Genomic DNA, 17,983 nt, shown 5'->3' with positions numbered 1-17,983 from the left:
GACTAGATATGCTTGTGTTCTTTAGTTGTCTCTTTGTCAAAAAAGACCATATCCATTGGAGATAAACGGTGCCCTCTAACGACTAATAAATAAAGCTGAATTAATAAAAAGAAGCTGTTTGTTTCTTTTTGATACGACAAATATCTAGGCTCCCAATTTGTTGCGATATTTTCTTTGAATAAACGAATTGCTTTAAACCCATGAGCAGGCTTACTATATTTATACACGATATTGAATAAACGTTCTTTCAAAAAGGCGCTTGGCGCTTCTCCCACATTAGACAAGGGAGCCAAACCAATATCCAAACGCTCAATATTATGAGTTTGACAAGAGTTAATCAGACTGTCTACCAAATATAAGCCAATATAATCTGGTGCTTGCTCAACATAACGAATCATATCATAGGATAAGGTTTGATGATTGGCTATGTAACGAGTTGAAATAAAGCCTAGCATCTCACCCTCTTGATCATAAGCCACTCCTAAAGGTGCTTGATTTAGGTAAGTTCTAGCAAAACGACTCTGAGAAAAATATTGTTCTGGATGATTATTCAACCAATCATTTGAAACCTCCTCCAGTTTTTCTAAAATCTCCAAAGAATATGGGGGCTGCAACCAAGAAAAACTTAACTCTCTTTCTGATGCACAGAGCGATTCCTCGACCGGTAGTAGTAAGTCAATTTCTTCTAACTCTACCTCACTTAGTAACAGACTTCCCGTCTCACCTAATTTGATAAAATCAAAACCAATATCATGTAACACTAACGCATAGGTATCGGTAACACCATAAAAAATTACTTGATAACCGCTGCGATCAACTTTTGTAATAAAAGCTAAGGTCGCTTCTTCAAAATAACTAACATCGCCAACTGGATCTCCCAAGACAAAAACTTTACTTCCCTTTATTTCAAAAGTAAACATCACTTTATCTTGCTCATTTACTTGATAAAAATTATTACGCTTATCTTTTAAAAAGATTAATTGACTATAATCTGTACCAGGATAATTAGCCAACATCTTTCTGACCCGTTGCTCATCAAAATAAATTCCCGGACGCTCGGTATTACTTAAGTAGTCATATAATAAAACTAAGGTTGCTGCTGCGAGTAAAATCCCTAAAAAACCTTGAAGCCAAACATCTTCTGAAGGAAATAATAAAAATTTTGCCGGTGTTGGTCCATGATTGATCCGATCAATTGAATAATACCCCACAACAGAATACAAGATAAATAAGCTGCCGTACAAGATGCCATCACACAAGATCGACTCCCAGCTAAAAACCAATTGACTTCGATAAAATTCATGGCGTGCTAGATATAAACAACCTATTAATAAGGCATAAAAAATTAATAACTTCCATGAAAAAGTTCGTGAAATGGTATTCATAATACAAAATATTAAGACAAATACCGTCGGTAAGTAAGCTTTTTTAACACGATTAGCAACGCCTCTGGCTAAACCTAATAATAAAAAACCAATTAACATATTTAGGGTTTGATCCAAAAAATTAAAAGAAAATGGCAATAATTTTTGAACAAGCCAACTTATATTGGATAAATTAGGAACCATCGATAACAAAATCATCATGATACCTGCAAAATAGACCATTCCAACTAAAATAAAATGAGCTACTTTTTGTGCCACTAATTTTGGAAGATCATCAAAAAACTCATTAACTTTTGCCCCAGTTTGGTGAATAAAAGCATAGAGACCCGTTAAAAAAGGGACTATATAATAAAAAATACGATAGTATAGCAACCATGCAACCGCTAGTTCTTTTGCAATTCCTACCTCTCCAAGCCCCATAATCATCAAAACATCAAAAGTCCCCATCCCTCCTGGTACCATTGAAATCATTCCGATAAAGGTGGCAACAACAAACAATGGATAAACCTCGTAAGATGAGACAGATACGCCTAGTAACTGCCCTACAGTTAGGAACGTCACTAACGCCCCTGTCCACTGTCCAAGCGAGCCAAGATATAGTTTAAGGACACGCTTGACTGGAAATTCTTTAAACAAACGGTCATGATTTAACTTAATAAAAATAGCCAAACTTGGTGCAAATAAACTCCCTCCCAGTAACCAAATCCAATAACTACGGTAGGGATTTGTCCCACGAATTAAAAAAATATCTACTAAACTAATCAAACATAATAAGGATAAACCAGACAACATAAAGATAGCAACCTTCGAAACAGTCCCTACTACCTTTTTAGTCTCGATACCTGCGCCATAAAATCTAGCTCGTAAGGTTGCCCCAATAACCCCCCCAAAACCAGCTAAATTATTGATAGTATTCGTTGTCCAAGCTGATAGTAATAAATACTTTCTTGGCAAATGGGGCTTTCCTTGTTCTTCTAAAATTTCAACGGTCACCCAATCGTACATCATCATAGGCAGAACACCAACCAGTCCAACTAAGGTCATAAGCAATAAGGTCCGTTTACGCTGTGCCAATAATATTTCTTTTAACTCGTGCCAGGTCATTCCTTGTAAAATACCTGTCATTTGATTAATCACAAATAAGAGCACTGAAAATAAAAATAGAATTTTTAATAAACTACTATATTTTTTAAGCCAGCCTCCAAGATGTTTTATTGTCTCTTTCACACAACCACTCTTTCTACACTTAAACTTTTTTACATTTTGAAAATTCAGGCTAGTTTTTTAAATAATAGCCCCGGATCAATCGTTAGTCATCAGTTATATATACGTTTTCTATGTTAGCCTATTCTATCTGATATTTCCACTATTCTCAGTCAAATCATTGCGCTTGATTTAAAGAAAGAGTATCATTAGTCACATAATAAAAGAGGAAAGAGGGTTGTCTCATGAAAATTGGATTTATTGGTTCTGGAAATATGGCAACAGGGATTATTAAAGGGTTGTTAAAAAATGAAAAAGTACTAGCAAAAGATATTCTTATCACTGCCTCAACTAGCCAGCGTAGCCTAGCCAAAGCTAAGGAATTAGGTGTGATTGGTGTCAAATCAAATGCAGAATTACTTGCTTTAGTTGACATTGTAGTGTTAGCTGTCAAACCGCATCACATCCCGACTATCCTAAAAGAACTAGATAGTTTACTTGCTAAAAAAAAGCCACTTATTATTTCAATTGCCGCTGGCCTAACTCTAGGACAACTTCAAGAAAATATAAAAAGTGATCTTAAGGCAAAATTAGTGCGTGTCATGCCAAATATGAATGTGACGATTGGGCGAAGTGTTTCAGCAATCTGTTCAAGCGAATCTGTCTCTGCAGCTGAAGTAGAAACGGTTGCTGATTTATTTAGAGCGGTTGGCTCTGCTTATATTATCGAAGAAAAAGATTTTAGAAATTTCACTTCGCTAGCCGGCTGTTCCCCTGCCTATACTTATCTTTATATTGATGCCATGTCACGAGCTGGGGTAAAAAATGGTCTGCCAAAAGAATTGGCAACTAAAGTAGCAGCTGAGGCCGTCTTAGGTAGTGCCGAACTACTGTTACAATCAGTTGAAACACCATGGGATTTGATTGATAAGGTCTGCTCACCTGGTGGTACAACCGTGGCCGGTTTGGTGACTTTAGAAGATGAAGGGTTTATGTCTACTGTCATCAAAGGCTTAGATGCTACCATTAAACGCGATCAAGAATTAAGTAATTAAAAAATGAAATCCAGCTATTAAATTTGTTATTAAAAAGGCAGCCAAACTAATTGGTTGCCTTTTTAACTTAAGGTATCAGTTAAAAGAAGAAGAAGACGTAACCAACATCACCTCCTCTTTCTTCTTACACAAGAATTAAAAGATCTGTCAAAAACTGACTGATTTTCTAACAAGGACTCATACACTACCTCATTTATAAAAATAGTTACCACTCACTAATAATATGCCTTACCGTTTATAAACACCCCTTCCTCTATGGTGTTTATTTTTATACTTAAAACAGCTTAACCATCAAAAATAATTAACGTCTAACTGATGATTATTTTTTAGTTTCTTTAAAAAAAACTACAAGAATTAAACAGATACTACTTCAAACTACTAGTCGATACAGCATACTCTCATAATTATCAGCTAAGTAACCCTTCCTTTTTTTACTACATAGTCAGCTCCTCAAAAGGATTATGATTGAGCAATACTAAATTAGTCTAATTACATAAAAACAAAAATGTCTTTATGTTCATTTTCTTTTTTGGTCAACGTAATATCTCAACAATTTTAAAATAAGCCTGTTAACTAAGCTAATTTTACAAGTTCTTCCCTCTGAGAGACTGCTAAAAGACTCTCTTATTTTCCACTACATAAAACGTCCAATATTTTCTATCTCTCACTGGTTAAGCAACTTAAGTTGCTCTTATTCCTTCTATCAATGACAATGAGGTTGTTTGATAGCAAACAGCTAGACTTACTTTAGTCATTATTTTATTTACAAGGAGGTTATCACTATACAACAATGATTACATTAACTGATATTTCAAAATCATTTGTCAGTCAAGGCAGCCAGTCACATGCTTTAAAAAATCTATCCTTATCCATTCATAAAGAAGAAATAGTTGGCATTGTTGGTCAAAGTGGTTCAGGTAAATCAACTTTATTGCGCCTAATCAATGGCTTAGAATTTCCTGACACTGGCACTATCATCGTTAATGACCGAGATCTTAATAAGTTAAATCGAACGGCATTAAGGAAACATCGTCAAGAAATTGGCATGATTTTTCAACATTTCAATCTTTTAGAAAATCAAACTGTCCGTCAAAATATTTCCCTACCTTTAACCTTGCAACATAACAAATCAGAGGAAAAAGTTGATAATTTATTAACTTTCGTCAATTTAAAGGATAAAGCCAATCACTATCCTAATGAATTGAGTGGTGGGGAAAAACAGCGAGTGGCCATTGCCCGATCACTTATTTTAGAGCCAGCTGTTTTATTATGCGATGAACCGACATCAGCTTTAGATGAAACGCATAGTCAAGAAATTATCCAATTACTAAAAAATATCCACCAAAGTTTTGGTACCACTATTATTTTTGTCAGTCATGAATTAGATGTAGTGAAATCACTCTGTCAACGAGTTGCTATTTTGGATCACGGCAAGTTATTAGATACTATTAAAATAAAGCCCTCACTTGATAAAACTATTGGAGATAGAACCTATTATCAACAAGCTTTAGCGAGGTTGCAATCATGAGCCACTACGTTGAACGTCTAAACTATTACGCTCCAGAAATTACTACAGCTATTACACAAACAAGCATTATGCTGACAATTGCAATGTTAGCTGCTTTGTTAATTGGGCTACCGTTAGGTGTCATTTTATACTTAGCACAATTACCTGGGACCTATCAAAATAAACGGCGCGTCACCTTGATTAATAGTTACATCAATATCGTGCGCTCCTTTCCTTTTTTATTATTTGTGATCGCCCTGATTCCTTTAACAAGATTGCTACTAGGTTCAGCTTTTGGTACTTATCCTGCCTCGTTTCCGTTAAGTCTAGTAGCTATTGCCTTATATAGCCGTCTAGTTGAACAGGTCTTGTTAGATGTTCCTTTAACTGTTTACGAATTAGCTGAAAGTTTAGGAAGTAGCACTTGGCAATTTGTCCGTTATTTTTTATTAGTTGAAGCACGATCTGGACTAGTTTTGAGTTTTACCTCCGTTATGATCAGTATGGTATCTTATTCAACTGTCATGGGAATGATTGGTGGGGGCGGTATTGGTGATTTTGCGATTCGCTACGGCTATCAACGGTATGAGTACGATATTATGTATACAACAATTATTATTATGATTCTTTTTGTAATGTTTTGCCAATTTGTAGGAACAACCTTAGCAAAAAAAATAGATAAACGAAAAAATTAGGAGTGTGAAAAATGAAGAAAAAATTACTATTAGCAGCGATTTTAGTTGGTTTAACTACCTTAACTGTAGCCTGTGGAAAAAATGTTTCAGAAACAAAAGAGACCCCTAAAAAACCGGAGATTATTAAAGTTGCCTCACACATGACCCCAATGACTGATGTGGTGGAAATCGCTGGGAAAGAACTAAAAAAAGAGGGCTATGAGTTAGAATTAGTCCAAGTCAATGATAATATTCAATACAATGAATTGCTAAATAACAAAGAAATTGATGCAAACTTTGCTCAGCATGAACCTTTTATGATGAAATATAATAGTGAAAAGAAAGGTAACCTTGTTGCCATACAAAAAATATATAATGCTAAAGTTGGCTTTTATGCTAAAGATGCCAAGACTATCGAAGATATTCCAGAAGGTGCAAAAGTTGCCTTACCAAGTGATGTTTCTAATGAAGGGCGAGCTTTAGCTATCTTAGCAGATGCCGGATTGATCAAATTAAAAGACGGTGTCGGTTTTGATGGCACGCTTAAAGATATCATTGACAATCCTAAAAAATTAGAATGGTTATCGATTGATCTTCTTAATTTAGCTGAAGCTTATTACGAAAAAGATGTGGCTATGGTTTATGATTATCCTACCTACATTGCCAAAATTGGTTTAAGTCCCAAGGATGCTCTTATCAGTGAAAAAAATATAGATGAGCGCTTTGCTATTTCCTTAGTCGCCAGAGAAGATAATAAAAAAAGTAAAAAAATTGTTGCTCTCAAAAAAGCGATGACTAGCCCTGCTGTTAAAAATTTCTTAGAAAAAGAACATAGCGATACTTTAGTACCTGCCTTTTAGACAAAAAAAAACTAGGAGAAAATCTCCTAGTTTTTTTTTTATTAAATACCTGGTTTTTGTCCTAATGTTGCTGTCAACATCCAGATAATTTTTTCTGTTTGGCCTTTAAAGTCAATAAATAGATCTTCGGTTACATTGTCGCCTTCTTCACCAGCTACGTCAATCCCTGCAGCATAGACAGACACTAAATAGCGATAACCTGCGACTAATGTTTCTAAACGCTCTGTCATTGGTGTATCATAACTAGCGGGTTTATCTTCAATTTTAGTATTGTCAGCAAATTCTTTTAATGTTGAATATGGCGCACCACCAATCGTGATTAAACGTTCTGCTACTTCATCCAACTGTTCATTAATACCATCCATGTATTCATCCATTTTTGGATGTAGGTTTAGGAATTCTGCACCACGCATATACCAGTGTGCTTGATGGATGACTGTTGAAAACTGACTCAAATCTGCAACTAATTGGTTTAAAATGCCTTGTGTTTTTTCATAACTCATAAATAAATTCCTCCCTTTTTCTCTATAACACTATGGTAAATCTTTTTATCAAAATATGCAATTAATAACTACCTAGATTAGAATTATTCTAATTAAATAACTATAATAATTTATTTTTTAGTTAATCCTTTAGAAATTGTGTCTAAATTATATACCATCATATCATAATAAGTATCGCCAACTTCTCCTTTTTTAGCTAAAGAATCTGTAAAAATTTTCTCATAAATAGGAACGTTGGTTTCTCTTGAGACACTTTCCATGCTACGTGGATCCACACTGGTTTCTACAAAGACTGAGGGAACATGGGATTCACGTATCTTATCAATAATTATGGACATTTGATCCGGTGTTCCCTGATCATCAGTGTTGATTTCCCAAATATAGGCTGCTTCTAAACCATAAGCTTTTGAAAAATATTTAAAGGCACCTTCACTTGTTACTAATAATGCTTGCTCTTTTGGAATTTTTGCCATCTCTTTTTTACCTTTAATATCTAATTCTTCTAACTTTTTTAAATAGTTTTCACTATTTTTTTTGTAACTTGCTTCATGTTTCGGATCTTTTTCAATCAAAGTTTTGGTAATATTTTTTACATAATGTTGTCCATTTTCAAGAGATAACCAAGCATGGGGATCTTGATCACTTTCCTGTCCTTTACTTGTCAAATAGATAGGATCAACCCCTTTACTCGTTGCAAAATAATCTTTTTCAGGTTCTTTATGACTTGTTTCCATTAATTTTAAAAACCAGCCATTGCCACCAGTTTCAAGATTTAAGCCGTTGTAAAAAATAATATCAGATTCAGTAGCCTTGGCTATATCTTCTGGCAATGGTTCATATTCGTGAGGATCAGTTCCTACAGGAACGATACTATGAACCTTGACATGTTCCTGTCCCACGGTTTCAACCATATCAGCGAGAATTGAATTGGTTGCAACAATTTTTAATTCCTGATCCTCCTTAGCTTGATCCTTTTGGTTAGACTGAGCACAGCCTCCCAAAATACCCACTGCTAGTAAACTAATAAGTACTAATTTAAAGTGTTTCATTTTATTAAAACTTCCTCTCTACGCTTGATTATAATTCCTTGCTTCGGTGAAAATAAAAAGGCAGCTATAAAAAAGACTACTGCTGTTAATACAATTGCTGCTCCTGAAGCTAAATTGTAACTATAACTAAAGAATAACCCAATAACTGAACTGACTATACTGATAAACGCAGATAGAAAAATCATATGCTTCAATTTATTTGTTAATAAAAAAGCAGTTGCAGCGGGGGTTACTAATAACGCTACTACCAAAATAGTCCCAATTGTTTGTAAAGCTGTTACTGCAACAAGCGTCAAACCAAACATTAAAGCATAATGAATTAATTGCGTATTTAAACCGTAAGCTTTAGCCATTGTTGGATCAAAAGAGCTCACTAATAATTCCTTATAAAATAACAAGATTCCTAATAAAACAACAATTGCTACAACACCTGTCATAATAATATCGCTCTGTCTTACTGCTAAAACATTTCCAAAAAGAATATGATATAAATCAGTAGAACTTTGAGCGAAGCTTATCATAATAACTCCTAAGGCAAAGAACGAGCTAAACACAATGCCTATTGCTGTATCATTTTTCAACTTACTTTTCTGAGTAACAAGTCCAATCAAACCAGCTGAGGCGATTCCGAAAAGTGACGCACCGATAATATAATTAACACCTAGCATATAAGACATCGCCACGCCTGGTAACACTGCATGAGAAATAGCGTCACCCATTAACGACATTCCTCTCAATACAATAAAGCATCCTATGATCCCTGAAACCAATCCGACAATCAAACAGGTAATTAAGGCATTTTGTAAAAATTCATATTGAATTAATCCATCAATAAAATTGCTAATCATTCTCCATCAACTCCTTTAATTTGAATAGCTCCTAAAGTTTGGCCATAAGCCTTTTCTAACGTTTCACTTGTAAAGATATGCTCAACAGGTCCATAAGCGATCAATTGTTTTTTCAGAATAATGACATCGTCAAAATAATCAGTTACCTTATGCAAATCGTGATGAACAATCAAAATTGTTTTTCCTTGCGCTTTTAACTGTTTCAAAATATCAATAATTACTTGTTCACTACTCATATCAATTCCGACAAACGGCTCATCTAAAAAAATAATGTCCGCTTCTTGTGCTAACGCACGCGCGATGAAAACCCGCTGAAGTTGCCCACCTGAAAGTTCACCTATTTGACGTGTACGAAATTCTACCATTTTAACAAGTTTCAAACATTCTGTCACAAGCTCCTTCTCTTTTTCTTTAGGTCTCTTAAAGAGCCCTAACTTAGGATAACTCCCTAATAAAACCACTTCTTCAACAGTAATTGGAAAATTCAAGTCAATCTCACTCCGTTGTTCCACGTAAGCAATATCTCGTTGGCGTTTTTGTAGCTCTTGATTGCCAATCGAGACTTTTCCCGAATCAGTTTTAATTAAACCCATCATTCCTTTTAATAAGGTCGACTTACCTGCTCCATTTGGTCCAATAATACCAGTGATAGCCCCCGGTTGAATCATCAAGTTAATATCAGATAATGCTGTTTTCCCTTGATAACTAACCGTTAAATCTTCTACTGCGATTGCCTTACTTTTATCTCTAGATGTAGCATGTACATCACTCATATAAACAACTCTTTCCATTTCTAACACCTCTTAATAATCTTTTTAGGTACGCCTAACTTTAGGTTTAACCTTACCATCAAAGTAGGCTAATAGTCAAATAAAACATAATTATTGCAAATAAAAAAACAAGCCTTAGTAAGATCTACGCTCACTAAGGCTTGTTTTTTTGATATTAAAGGTACTTATTTAAAACAGTTGCCAATTGCTCTTTACGATGAACACCCATCAATGTTTCGACAACTTCACCATCTTTTTTAATTAATAAGGTTGGAATACTTTGAATCCCGAATTGTGTAGCTGTTGCCGGATTCTCATCAACATCCATTTTTGCAAATGTGACATCTGTCATTTCTTCTGCCATCTCATCTATAATTGGACCTTGTATACGACAAGGACCACACCACGGTGCCCAAAAATCAACTAATGTTACGCCTTCATTTGTTTCTTCTACGAAATTACTGTCAGTTACATGTTTAACCATTATATTTCCTCCTAATAATACGTCTATGTTCTTTACAATTAGTATTATAACAGAGGTAAAATTATTTCACTAATAATTAGTTTCCATCACAAGTATCTCTTACTAAGTCTTACTTAAATTGAACAATCGTAGCGCCACTTCCACCTTGATTAGCTGGAGCTAGTTCATAACTTTGAACATTACGATGATTTTTCAAATAATTAGCAATAGCTTTTCGTAAAACCCCTGTTCCTTTACCATGAACAATGGTCACTTGACTATGTCCCGCTAAAATAGCTGCATCTAAATAACGATCAACCTCAGCTAGAGCATCTTCATAACGTTTGCCTCGTAAATCTAATTGATTAGTAACTCGACTTGCGCCACTACTTTTAACAGTAGAGATCATTCGTTTGGGTTCAACTTTTTCGGGTTTTAATAAAGTTAAATCATCTTCGTCTATGACCATTTTCAAAATTCCCATTTGAACTTGCCATTGACCCTCACCCATTTTTTTAAGTAAAGTTCCACGTTGCCCAAAAGACTCGACTTTGACATCGTCACCAGATTTGAATTGTTTTTGTTCTTTAGCTTTTTGCAAGACTTTATTTTTTTTCAATTGCGTTTCTTCGTGATACAAACGAGTCATCTTACTCTTGGCATCAATCAATTCATGTTCTTTAACGCCACCTTGTTGGCCACTTAATAATTGCTTTTTCCGGATATCTGCAATGATTTTTTCAGCCTCTTCCTCTGCCTCTTTTACCAAAGCATTGGCTTCTTGTTTAGCTTTTGCCAATTCTTTTTCTTGCTCTTCAAAGAAGTAACCATAGGCATTTTCTAACTCTCGATGTAATCTTTCAGCTTCATCTACATGATGTCTGACCTCATGATATTCGGTTTCTGCCATCTTACGACGATTTTCTAAGTCTGCAATCATATCATTTAAATCTTGACTTTCACCATCAATAATTTGTTTAGCTTCCTCAATAACTGTCTCATCTAAGCCTAGACGTTTGGATATTTCAAAGGCATTGCTTCGACCAGGTACACCAATTAACAATTTATAAGTTGGGCTTAAGGTATCAACATCAAACTCCATACTAGCATTGATGGTACCAGAACGATTATAACCATAAACCTTTAACTCAGGATAATGTGTTGTCGCCATCACGTAGGCACCCTTAGCACCAACATGATCTAAAATGGAAATTGCTAGGGCTGCTCCTTCTTGAGGATCAGTCCCTGCACCCAATTCATCAAAAAGAACTAAACTTTGCTCATCCACTTTTGACATAATATCTACAATATTTGTCATATGAGAGGAGAAGGTACTCAAGCTCTGCTCAATTGATTGTTCATCTCCAATATCCGCGAATAATTCTGTAAATAACCCAATCTGACTACCTTCTTCTGCCATAACAGGTAAACCAGATTGACCCATTAATTGTAACAACCCTAAAGTTTTAAGAGTGATTGTTTTCCCACCCGTATTGGGGCCGGTAATCAATATAGCTTGGTAGTCTTCCCCTAAACGGATATCATTAGCAACTACTTTGTCCGCATCAATGAGTGGGTGTCTTGCTCCTTTTAATACAACATGATTTTCTTCACTAATACTTGGTACAACTCCTTTTAGCTGCTTACCAAAAGAAGCTTTAGCCGCAATAAAATCTAGTTTCCCTAATAAATAAGCATTTTGCAAGATATCTAAGCGATAAGGCGCTAACTCAGCAGATAACTCAGCCAATATACGTTCAATTTCTTGACGTTCAGCAATTTGTTGTTGACGTAATTTATTATTTAACTCGACGACTTGTTTAGGTTCAATAAATAATGTCTGACCTGATGAACTTTGGTCATGAACAACCCCACCAAAAACACTTCGATATTCATGCTTTACGGGAATAACATAACGGTCGTTACGCATCGTTACTAAAGCATCACTTAAATATTTTGCATTTTTCCCACGGATTAAACCATCTAATTGTTCACGAATTGTTTGCTCACTACGACGAATTTGCGAACGAATTGTTTTTAATTCTGGTGATGCCTCATCTGTGATACGACCATCTTCTTCAACCGATTCACGAATACGTTGTGACAAACTAGGAATGGTAACAAGTTGATCTGCCCACCAATAAAGACGCGATAATTCGATTTCGGCATCTTTTAAATCATCAAAGAAACGGGTTAATTCAGAGGTTGTCTGTAAGACACGCCCTACCTGAGCAAGTTCCAAACCATTTAGATTAGCATCGATCTCTATCCTTTTCATATGCGGGCGGATATTTTCCAATTTTGGCATGGGAATCCCACCTCGTAAACGTAAAACTTTTAAACCATCTTCTGTTTCAGCCAACCAATTGTTTAAGACTTCTGCCTCACTAATTGGTGTTAATTTTGTAATTTCTTCTTGTCCCATACTGGTAACAACTTGTTCTTGTAATAACTGTTTTATCTTGGCAAACTCTAAGGTTTGTAATATTTTTTGATTCATTTTGTCACTTCCATTTGCTTAAATTTCCCCTAATTGGGCAAATTGCTGGCTTACCAGCTTAATTATTTAATAAAAAGCTGAACGTCAACCGCCCAGCTTTTTGACTATTATGAGTTAGAAACTGCTGCTACTAACCATTCAACTGCTTTAGTTGAAAAATAAGGTGTTTTCTCTACAATAAATCGAGCAAAACCACTTTCCCTAAATAGGTTTTGAATCAAGTCCAGTGGAACCATTGTTAAAACAATTAAGATAAAAAAGATTCCCACATAAACAACAGAAAATCCTAATATACCTCCACCTATAAGGTTCAACTCTTTAATCAACGGGAAAAAGGTCAACTTGTGGCATAATATCCCAATAAAACGAGTCACTAACCAACCAACAAATAAAATCATCAGAAAAGCGACACCGGCATAAAAGGCTTCATCTAGTTTAAATAATGTTTCTCCCTTAAAAAAAACTAACCGACTCTCAACTGTAGGCGAGGGGTAAGGAATTAATAACTCGATTTTTTTAGCTAATACTAAGTAATATTTTTTAGCCTCTACAAGCGTGATTAAATACCCGACTGTTAATACGACTTGAAGTACCAAACCACGACGGGCTCCTGTATAAAAAGCGATAGCTAAAATAAACATTAAGACTATTGTTAACATACTCTTTCAACCTATTCTTTCTATGACTTTGTTTTAGATTTCTTAGTCACTTTTTTTACTTTTTTACCAGTCTCTTCAGTTTCTTTAGACTCTTCTTTATCCAATTTGTCTGCTTTATCTGCATTTTTTTGTATTTTTTCAATAACTTGTTGATTCTTCAAACGTTGCACTTCACTAGGTGACATCGCTTCGGTAATCTTACCGCTTGAGACCAAGGTCTTTTTGGCATCTCGCTCCATCTCATCATATCGTTTCAAGCGCGACTCTAATTCTGCCACACGCTTAACTTTTTCACGTAATTCTTTTAGCTCTTTTTCCATAATGATCGCTTTTTCTTCTTTGTTTAATTGATCTGACACCGCATTGATTGCTAATAAAACGGAAGCTTGCTCTAAATCAATATTAGGTGATAGTGACATAATTTGTGTTAATTGTTCGTTGGCAACTTCTGTCACAATATCCATGTGATATTTGCTCTCTTTACCGATAATAGTATATGTTTTATCGCCAATTTTCACTTTATAACGATTTTTATTTTCTGTCATGTCTTTACTCCTTACTATTTAGCACTTTTAACCACTCATAACTTATCGTACAAAACCCCTATATCCACTTGACTAAATCATTTCTATTATAAAGTAGTTTATTTCAATTTACAAATGTTAATCAATATTCTCTAATGGAGTTAGTTCTATGTTAAACTATTCTTAATTAAAAATATACTGGAGGTCTTTTCTATGGCAAATTCTTGCGTTATAAAAGTAACAGACACCATCATGAGTCAGATTAAAGAGCATTACCAAGCAAACCTTTTAGGCAAAACGCCTCCCTATGCTAAATTTTCAGCAAAAATAAACGGGACAACCATTACGGCTTACAACTCAGGTAAAATAATGTTCCAAGGAGCCCAAGCGGTTTCAGAAGCCCAAAAATGGCAAAAAGATGCTAGTCCAAGTACTACTTCTAAGAAAAAAGAACCCGCTGCTAATCAATTACCAAAAAACTTTGCACAGTGGTCAGCAGTCGGCAGTGATGAGGTTGGAAATGGGAGTTACTTTGGACCCGTCGTGGTCTGTGCCTCTTACGTTGAAAAGTCCCAACATGCCTTATTAAAAGAGCTAGGAGTTCGAGACTCAAAAGAACTCAACGATACACAGATTAGGGCAATAGCTAAAGATATTAAATTGGTCATTCCCTATAAAGAATTAGTTGTCACACCTAAAAAATATAATCAAATCCAACCAGATTACAATGTTAATCGGATGAAAGTTGCCCTACACAACCAAGCGATTGCTCTTTTGTTAGCAGATCTTAGTCCCATAAAACCAGAAGGTATTTTAATCGATCAGTTTACGCCAGAAAGTAACTATCGTAAATATCTGGCACAAGAAAAAAATCAAGTCACTGATAATTTATATTTTGCAACCAAAGGAGAGCATCATCATTTAGCGGTAGCCGCCTCTTCAATTATCTGTCGTGCTAGTTTTTTAGATGCCCTGGATGAGGCCACTAAAGAATTAGGGATGACTATCCCTTCAGGAGCCGGCAGTAAGTCTGATTTGGTCGCTGCTAAAATCTTAAAACGCGGTGGACTACCTCTCTTAGGTGAGTATGCCAAACTACACTTTGCTAATACCCAAAAAGCTCAAAAAAAATTATAAAAATACCCCAGACGAAAATGTCTGGGGATTTTTTTAGTTTGTTTGTGTTGTAGGATGCTCCTCAGATACACGTTTAGCTGATACTGGATCAGGTTCAAATTTTGCCCAAACCAACCCAACGAGACAACCAATAATAGCGGGAATCACCCAACCTAGACCAGTTGTATACAAAGGTAGATAATTTTCTAACGCTGCTGAGATTCCTGGAACTTCAATGTTAGCTGTTTTCAACCCATCAAATAGACTAATCACAAAAGCAAACAAAATGACCATTTGATAAACACGGCGATGCCCTTTAAAGAATTTGTCCATTAATAATAAGAATACTAAACAAATTGCTAATGGATAAATTGTATTTAAGATGGGTTCTGAAAATTTGATAAGACCTGTTAACCCTAGGTTTGAAACAAGCAAACTAAATACAGAAAATAGGATTACATATTTTTGATAACTAATTTTTGGATATAAGCGGTTAAAGTATGATGAACATGAGGACAATAAGCCTACACAGGTTGTCATACACGCAACTGAAATCATGAAGCCTAATAAAATATTACCATATGTTCCAAAGTAATAGTTAGATACTTTAGCTAGGACTTCCCCACCATTTGTCTGCATTCCAATTTTAGTCACACTTGTTGCACTCATATAGGCTAAAGCTGAATACATCACTACTAACAACGTGGCTGCAATTAAAATCGCCTTTAATGAAGCTGACATAATATCTTTTTTAGCTGTTGCCCCTTTTACTCTAACAGCATCAATAATAATAATCCCAAAAGCAAATGATGCCATGGCATCAAGGGTTAAATAACCTTCTTTAAACCCATTGATAAATGGTGTTTCAATAAATTCCTTACTTGGCCCTTGGATGGGTCCCATAGGAGCTGAAACAGCTGCTATGATTAAAACCGCAATCAAACCAATTTTTAATGGTGTCAAATATTTACCGACGATATCGACGACTTTACCTGGAAAAACCGACATCAAGCAAGCAATCCCAAAGAAGATAACCGAAAAAATGAATAACGTACTAGATTCACCTAACGCCCCACTAAAAGGTTTGATTCCAATTTCAAACGCAACAGTTCCGGCACGTGGAATTGCAAAAAAAGGGCCAATTGCTAAGTATAAGATAACAGCAAACGTGACACCAAACCATGGTGTTACACGACTAGCCAAATCTTGAATGTTATCTTTTCCTGTATGTACCAAGGTTAGAAAACTAAGTAACGGTAACCCCACCCCCGTTAAAAAGAAACCAAGCATTGACGTGACAACATTTGTTCCTGCTTTTTGTCCGATAATGGCTGGAAAAATCAAATTACCTGCTCCGAAATACATGGCGAACAACATGAGACCTAATACAAACACATAAGAAGTTGGTATTTTTTTCGATACATTTGACATATAAAATTCCCCCTAAGATTGACTAAACAATCATTTCGTGTCTATTACAAAATAGATATTAGCAGTTTACGTTATTTTAGAAAAAAAAGAAAGAGGAAATTTCCCTCTTTCTCTATCTAATATTTCAAATTAATAAATTGACGTGTTATCTTTTGTTATTTTTTCAACATTAGCTTTAACTTCTTTTAAGAATGAGCCTGCCATGTAACCATCTAGTACACGATGATCAATTGATAAACATAGATTTACCATATCACGGACAGCAATCATGCTATCTAATACAACTGGTCGTTTGACAATCGCTTCAACTTGCAAAATACCCGCTTGTGGGTGGTTGATAATTCCCATTGATTGAACAGAACCAAATGAGCCTGTGCTGTTGACTGTAAATGTACCGCCAGCCATATCTGCTGGTGATAATTTTCCAGCTTTTGCTTTGCCAGCTAATTCACTAATTTCTCTGGCAATCCCTTTGATTGATTTTTCATCAGCATTTTTAATAACTGGGACAAATAAAACATCATTGGCAGCAATCGCAATCGAAATATTAATATCTTTATGTTGGATAATCTTATCATCTGCCCATGTGCTATTTAATAATGGGTATTTCTTCAGGGCTTGTGCAACAGCTTTAACAAAGAACGCGAAATAAGTAAGGTTGAAGCCTTCTTCTTTTTTAAAGTTTTCTTTAATACTGTCACGATAGTTCACTAAGTTAGTCGCATCCACTTCGTTCATCATCCAAGCATGTGGAATTTCGTGCTTACTTTCTACCATATGTTTGGCAATGGCTTTACGCACGCCGCTTACTGGAATTTCAACATCATTGCTGCCAGCCGCCGGCACTGAAGCTTTAGGTTGTTCTGCTGGTGATGCGCTTGCTTGAACGTTATGTGTTGCTTCAACAACTGGCGCTGTTTCGGCTTTTGTGACAGGTGCGCCTTCTTCAATATAAGCTAAAACATCTTTACGGGTAATCCGACCACCTGAACCAGTTCCAGTGATTTGCTCCAAGTCAAGACCATGTTCTCCTGCCATTCGTAATACAGCTGGTGAATAGCGTGGCGCTCCTGTTGCCTGTTTGGCAACTGGCGCTTTAGCTGGTTTTTCAGGTTTTGGTGGGGCACTTTCTGTTTTCGGTTCTTCTTTAGTTTCAGTTGAACCGCCGCCTCCTTCTGTTTCAATTGTACAGATTAAACCACCTACTTCGATTGCCTCATCTTCTTCTGCAATGATTTCTTTGATGACCCCTGTAAATGATGAGGGGATTTCTGCGACAACCTTATCTGTCAATACTTCAGCAATAGCCTCATATTTTTCAACTTTTTGACCAGGTTTAACTAACCAAGAGCTAATACTACCTTCTGTTACACTCTCACCTAGTTTTGGCATTGTTATATTTTCAAGTGTCACTACCATTCACTCCTTCATTAAGA

16 protein-coding genes are annotated in these 17,983 nt (G+C 35.6%); 5 read left to right on the top strand and 11 right to left on the bottom strand.

All coding sequences use genetic code 11. The annotated features are described in order from the left end of the window. Window positions 1-2: 2 nt before the first annotated feature. Window positions 3-2,612, bottom strand: coding sequence for a bifunctional lysylphosphatidylglycerol flippase/synthetase MprF (mprF, locus tag OL234_RS02260; RefSeq protein WP_275469556.1), 2,610 nt, complete (start codon window positions 2,610-2,612; stop codon window positions 3-5). A gap of 221 nt (window positions 2,613-2,833) precedes the next feature. Between mprF and proC the strand changes: the two genes are divergently transcribed. From proC to OL234_RS02240, 4 genes are all read left to right on the top strand, one after another. Continuing rightward, a complete protein-coding gene (gene proC, locus OL234_RS02255) occupies window positions 2,834-3,643 on the top strand; it encodes a pyrroline-5-carboxylate reductase (RefSeq protein WP_275469555.1) in 810 nt (269 codons plus the stop codon). 790 nt (window positions 3,644-4,433) lie between these two features. After that, window positions 4,434-5,171, top strand: a complete 738-nt coding sequence (locus OL234_RS02250) for a methionine ABC transporter ATP-binding protein (protein WP_275469554.1) — start codon at window positions 4,434-4,436, stop codon at window positions 5,169-5,171. Next, on the top strand, window positions 5,168-5,845 hold the full coding sequence (locus OL234_RS02245) for a methionine ABC transporter permease (protein WP_275469553.1): 678 nt from the start codon (window positions 5,168-5,170) through the stop codon (window positions 5,843-5,845). Before OL234_RS02250 ends, OL234_RS02245 begins: the two co-directional genes overlap by 4 nt. Window positions 5,846-5,856: 11 nt before the next feature. After that, window positions 5,857-6,684: a MetQ/NlpA family ABC transporter substrate-binding protein gene (locus OL234_RS02240; RefSeq protein WP_275469552.1), complete on the top strand. Its 828-nt coding sequence runs from the start codon at window positions 5,857-5,859 to the stop codon at window positions 6,682-6,684. A gap of 41 nt (window positions 6,685-6,725) precedes the next feature. Here the strand turns inward: OL234_RS02240 and OL234_RS02235 are convergent, their stop codons facing one another. The 8 genes from OL234_RS02235 to zapA form a co-directional block, all read right to left on the bottom strand. Continuing rightward, window positions 6,726-7,187, bottom strand: a complete 462-nt coding sequence (locus tag OL234_RS02235) for a Dps family protein (RefSeq protein ID WP_275469551.1) — start codon at window positions 7,185-7,187, stop codon at window positions 6,726-6,728. A 110-nt stretch (window positions 7,188-7,297) separates the two neighbouring features. After that, window positions 7,298-8,236 carry an Mn/Fe ABC transporter substrate-binding lipoprotein EfaA gene (efaA, locus tag OL234_RS02230; RefSeq protein ID WP_275469550.1) on the bottom strand — a complete coding sequence of 313 codons (939 nt, stop codon included), beginning with the start codon at window positions 8,234-8,236 and terminating at the stop codon, window positions 7,298-7,300. After that, entirely contained in the window at window positions 8,233-9,084 is an 852-nt protein-coding gene (locus OL234_RS02225; RefSeq protein WP_275469549.1) for a metal ABC transporter permease, read from the bottom strand. The genes efaA and OL234_RS02225 overlap by 4 nt, the downstream gene beginning before the upstream one ends. Next, window positions 9,081-9,875 carry a metal ABC transporter ATP-binding protein gene (locus OL234_RS02220; protein WP_275469548.1) on the bottom strand — a complete coding sequence of 265 codons (795 nt, stop codon included), beginning with the start codon at window positions 9,873-9,875 and terminating at the stop codon, window positions 9,081-9,083. Before OL234_RS02220 ends, OL234_RS02225 begins: the two co-directional genes overlap by 4 nt. A gap of 154 nt (window positions 9,876-10,029) precedes the next feature. Next, complete coding sequence (gene trxA / locus OL234_RS02215; RefSeq protein WP_275469547.1) at window positions 10,030-10,338, bottom strand: thioredoxin; 309 nt, start codon at window positions 10,336-10,338, stop codon at window positions 10,030-10,032. Between the two features lie 109 nt (window positions 10,339-10,447). After that, window positions 10,448-12,817, bottom strand: coding sequence for an endonuclease MutS2 (locus OL234_RS02210; RefSeq protein ID WP_275469546.1), 2,370 nt, complete (start codon window positions 12,815-12,817; stop codon window positions 10,448-10,450). Window positions 12,818-12,924: 107 nt separating this feature from the next. Beyond that, window positions 12,925-13,476, bottom strand: coding sequence for a CvpA family protein (locus OL234_RS02205; protein WP_275469545.1), 552 nt, complete (start codon window positions 13,474-13,476; stop codon window positions 12,925-12,927). A 20-nt stretch (window positions 13,477-13,496) separates the two neighbouring features. Beyond that, complete coding sequence (gene zapA / locus OL234_RS02200) at window positions 13,497-14,021, bottom strand: cell division protein ZapA (protein ID WP_275469544.1); 525 nt, start codon at window positions 14,019-14,021, stop codon at window positions 13,497-13,499. A gap of 192 nt (window positions 14,022-14,213) precedes the next feature. Between zapA and rnhC the strand changes: the two genes are divergently transcribed. Then, window positions 14,214-15,137, top strand: a complete 924-nt coding sequence (rnhC, locus tag OL234_RS02195; protein ID WP_275469543.1) for a ribonuclease HIII — start codon at window positions 14,214-14,216, stop codon at window positions 15,135-15,137. A 33-nt stretch (window positions 15,138-15,170) separates the two neighbouring features. Here the strand turns inward: rnhC and brnQ are convergent, their stop codons facing one another. Continuing rightward, entirely contained in the window at window positions 15,171-16,547 is a 1,377-nt protein-coding gene (gene brnQ / locus OL234_RS02190) for a branched-chain amino acid transport system II carrier protein (RefSeq protein WP_275469542.1), read from the bottom strand. Between the two features lie 129 nt (window positions 16,548-16,676). Next, window positions 16,677-17,960, bottom strand: coding sequence for a dihydrolipoamide acetyltransferase family protein (locus OL234_RS02185; protein WP_275469541.1), 1,284 nt, complete (start codon window positions 17,958-17,960; stop codon window positions 16,677-16,679). Between the last annotated feature and the right edge of the window lie 23 nt (window positions 17,961-17,983).

The sequence above is a fragment of the Vagococcus intermedius genome, from assembly GCF_029144185.1.
Taxonomy (GTDB): domain Bacteria; phylum Bacillota; class Bacilli; order Lactobacillales; family Vagococcaceae; genus Vagococcus_D; species Vagococcus_D intermedius.
This window is presented reverse-complemented; position numbering and strand designations above follow the sequence as displayed.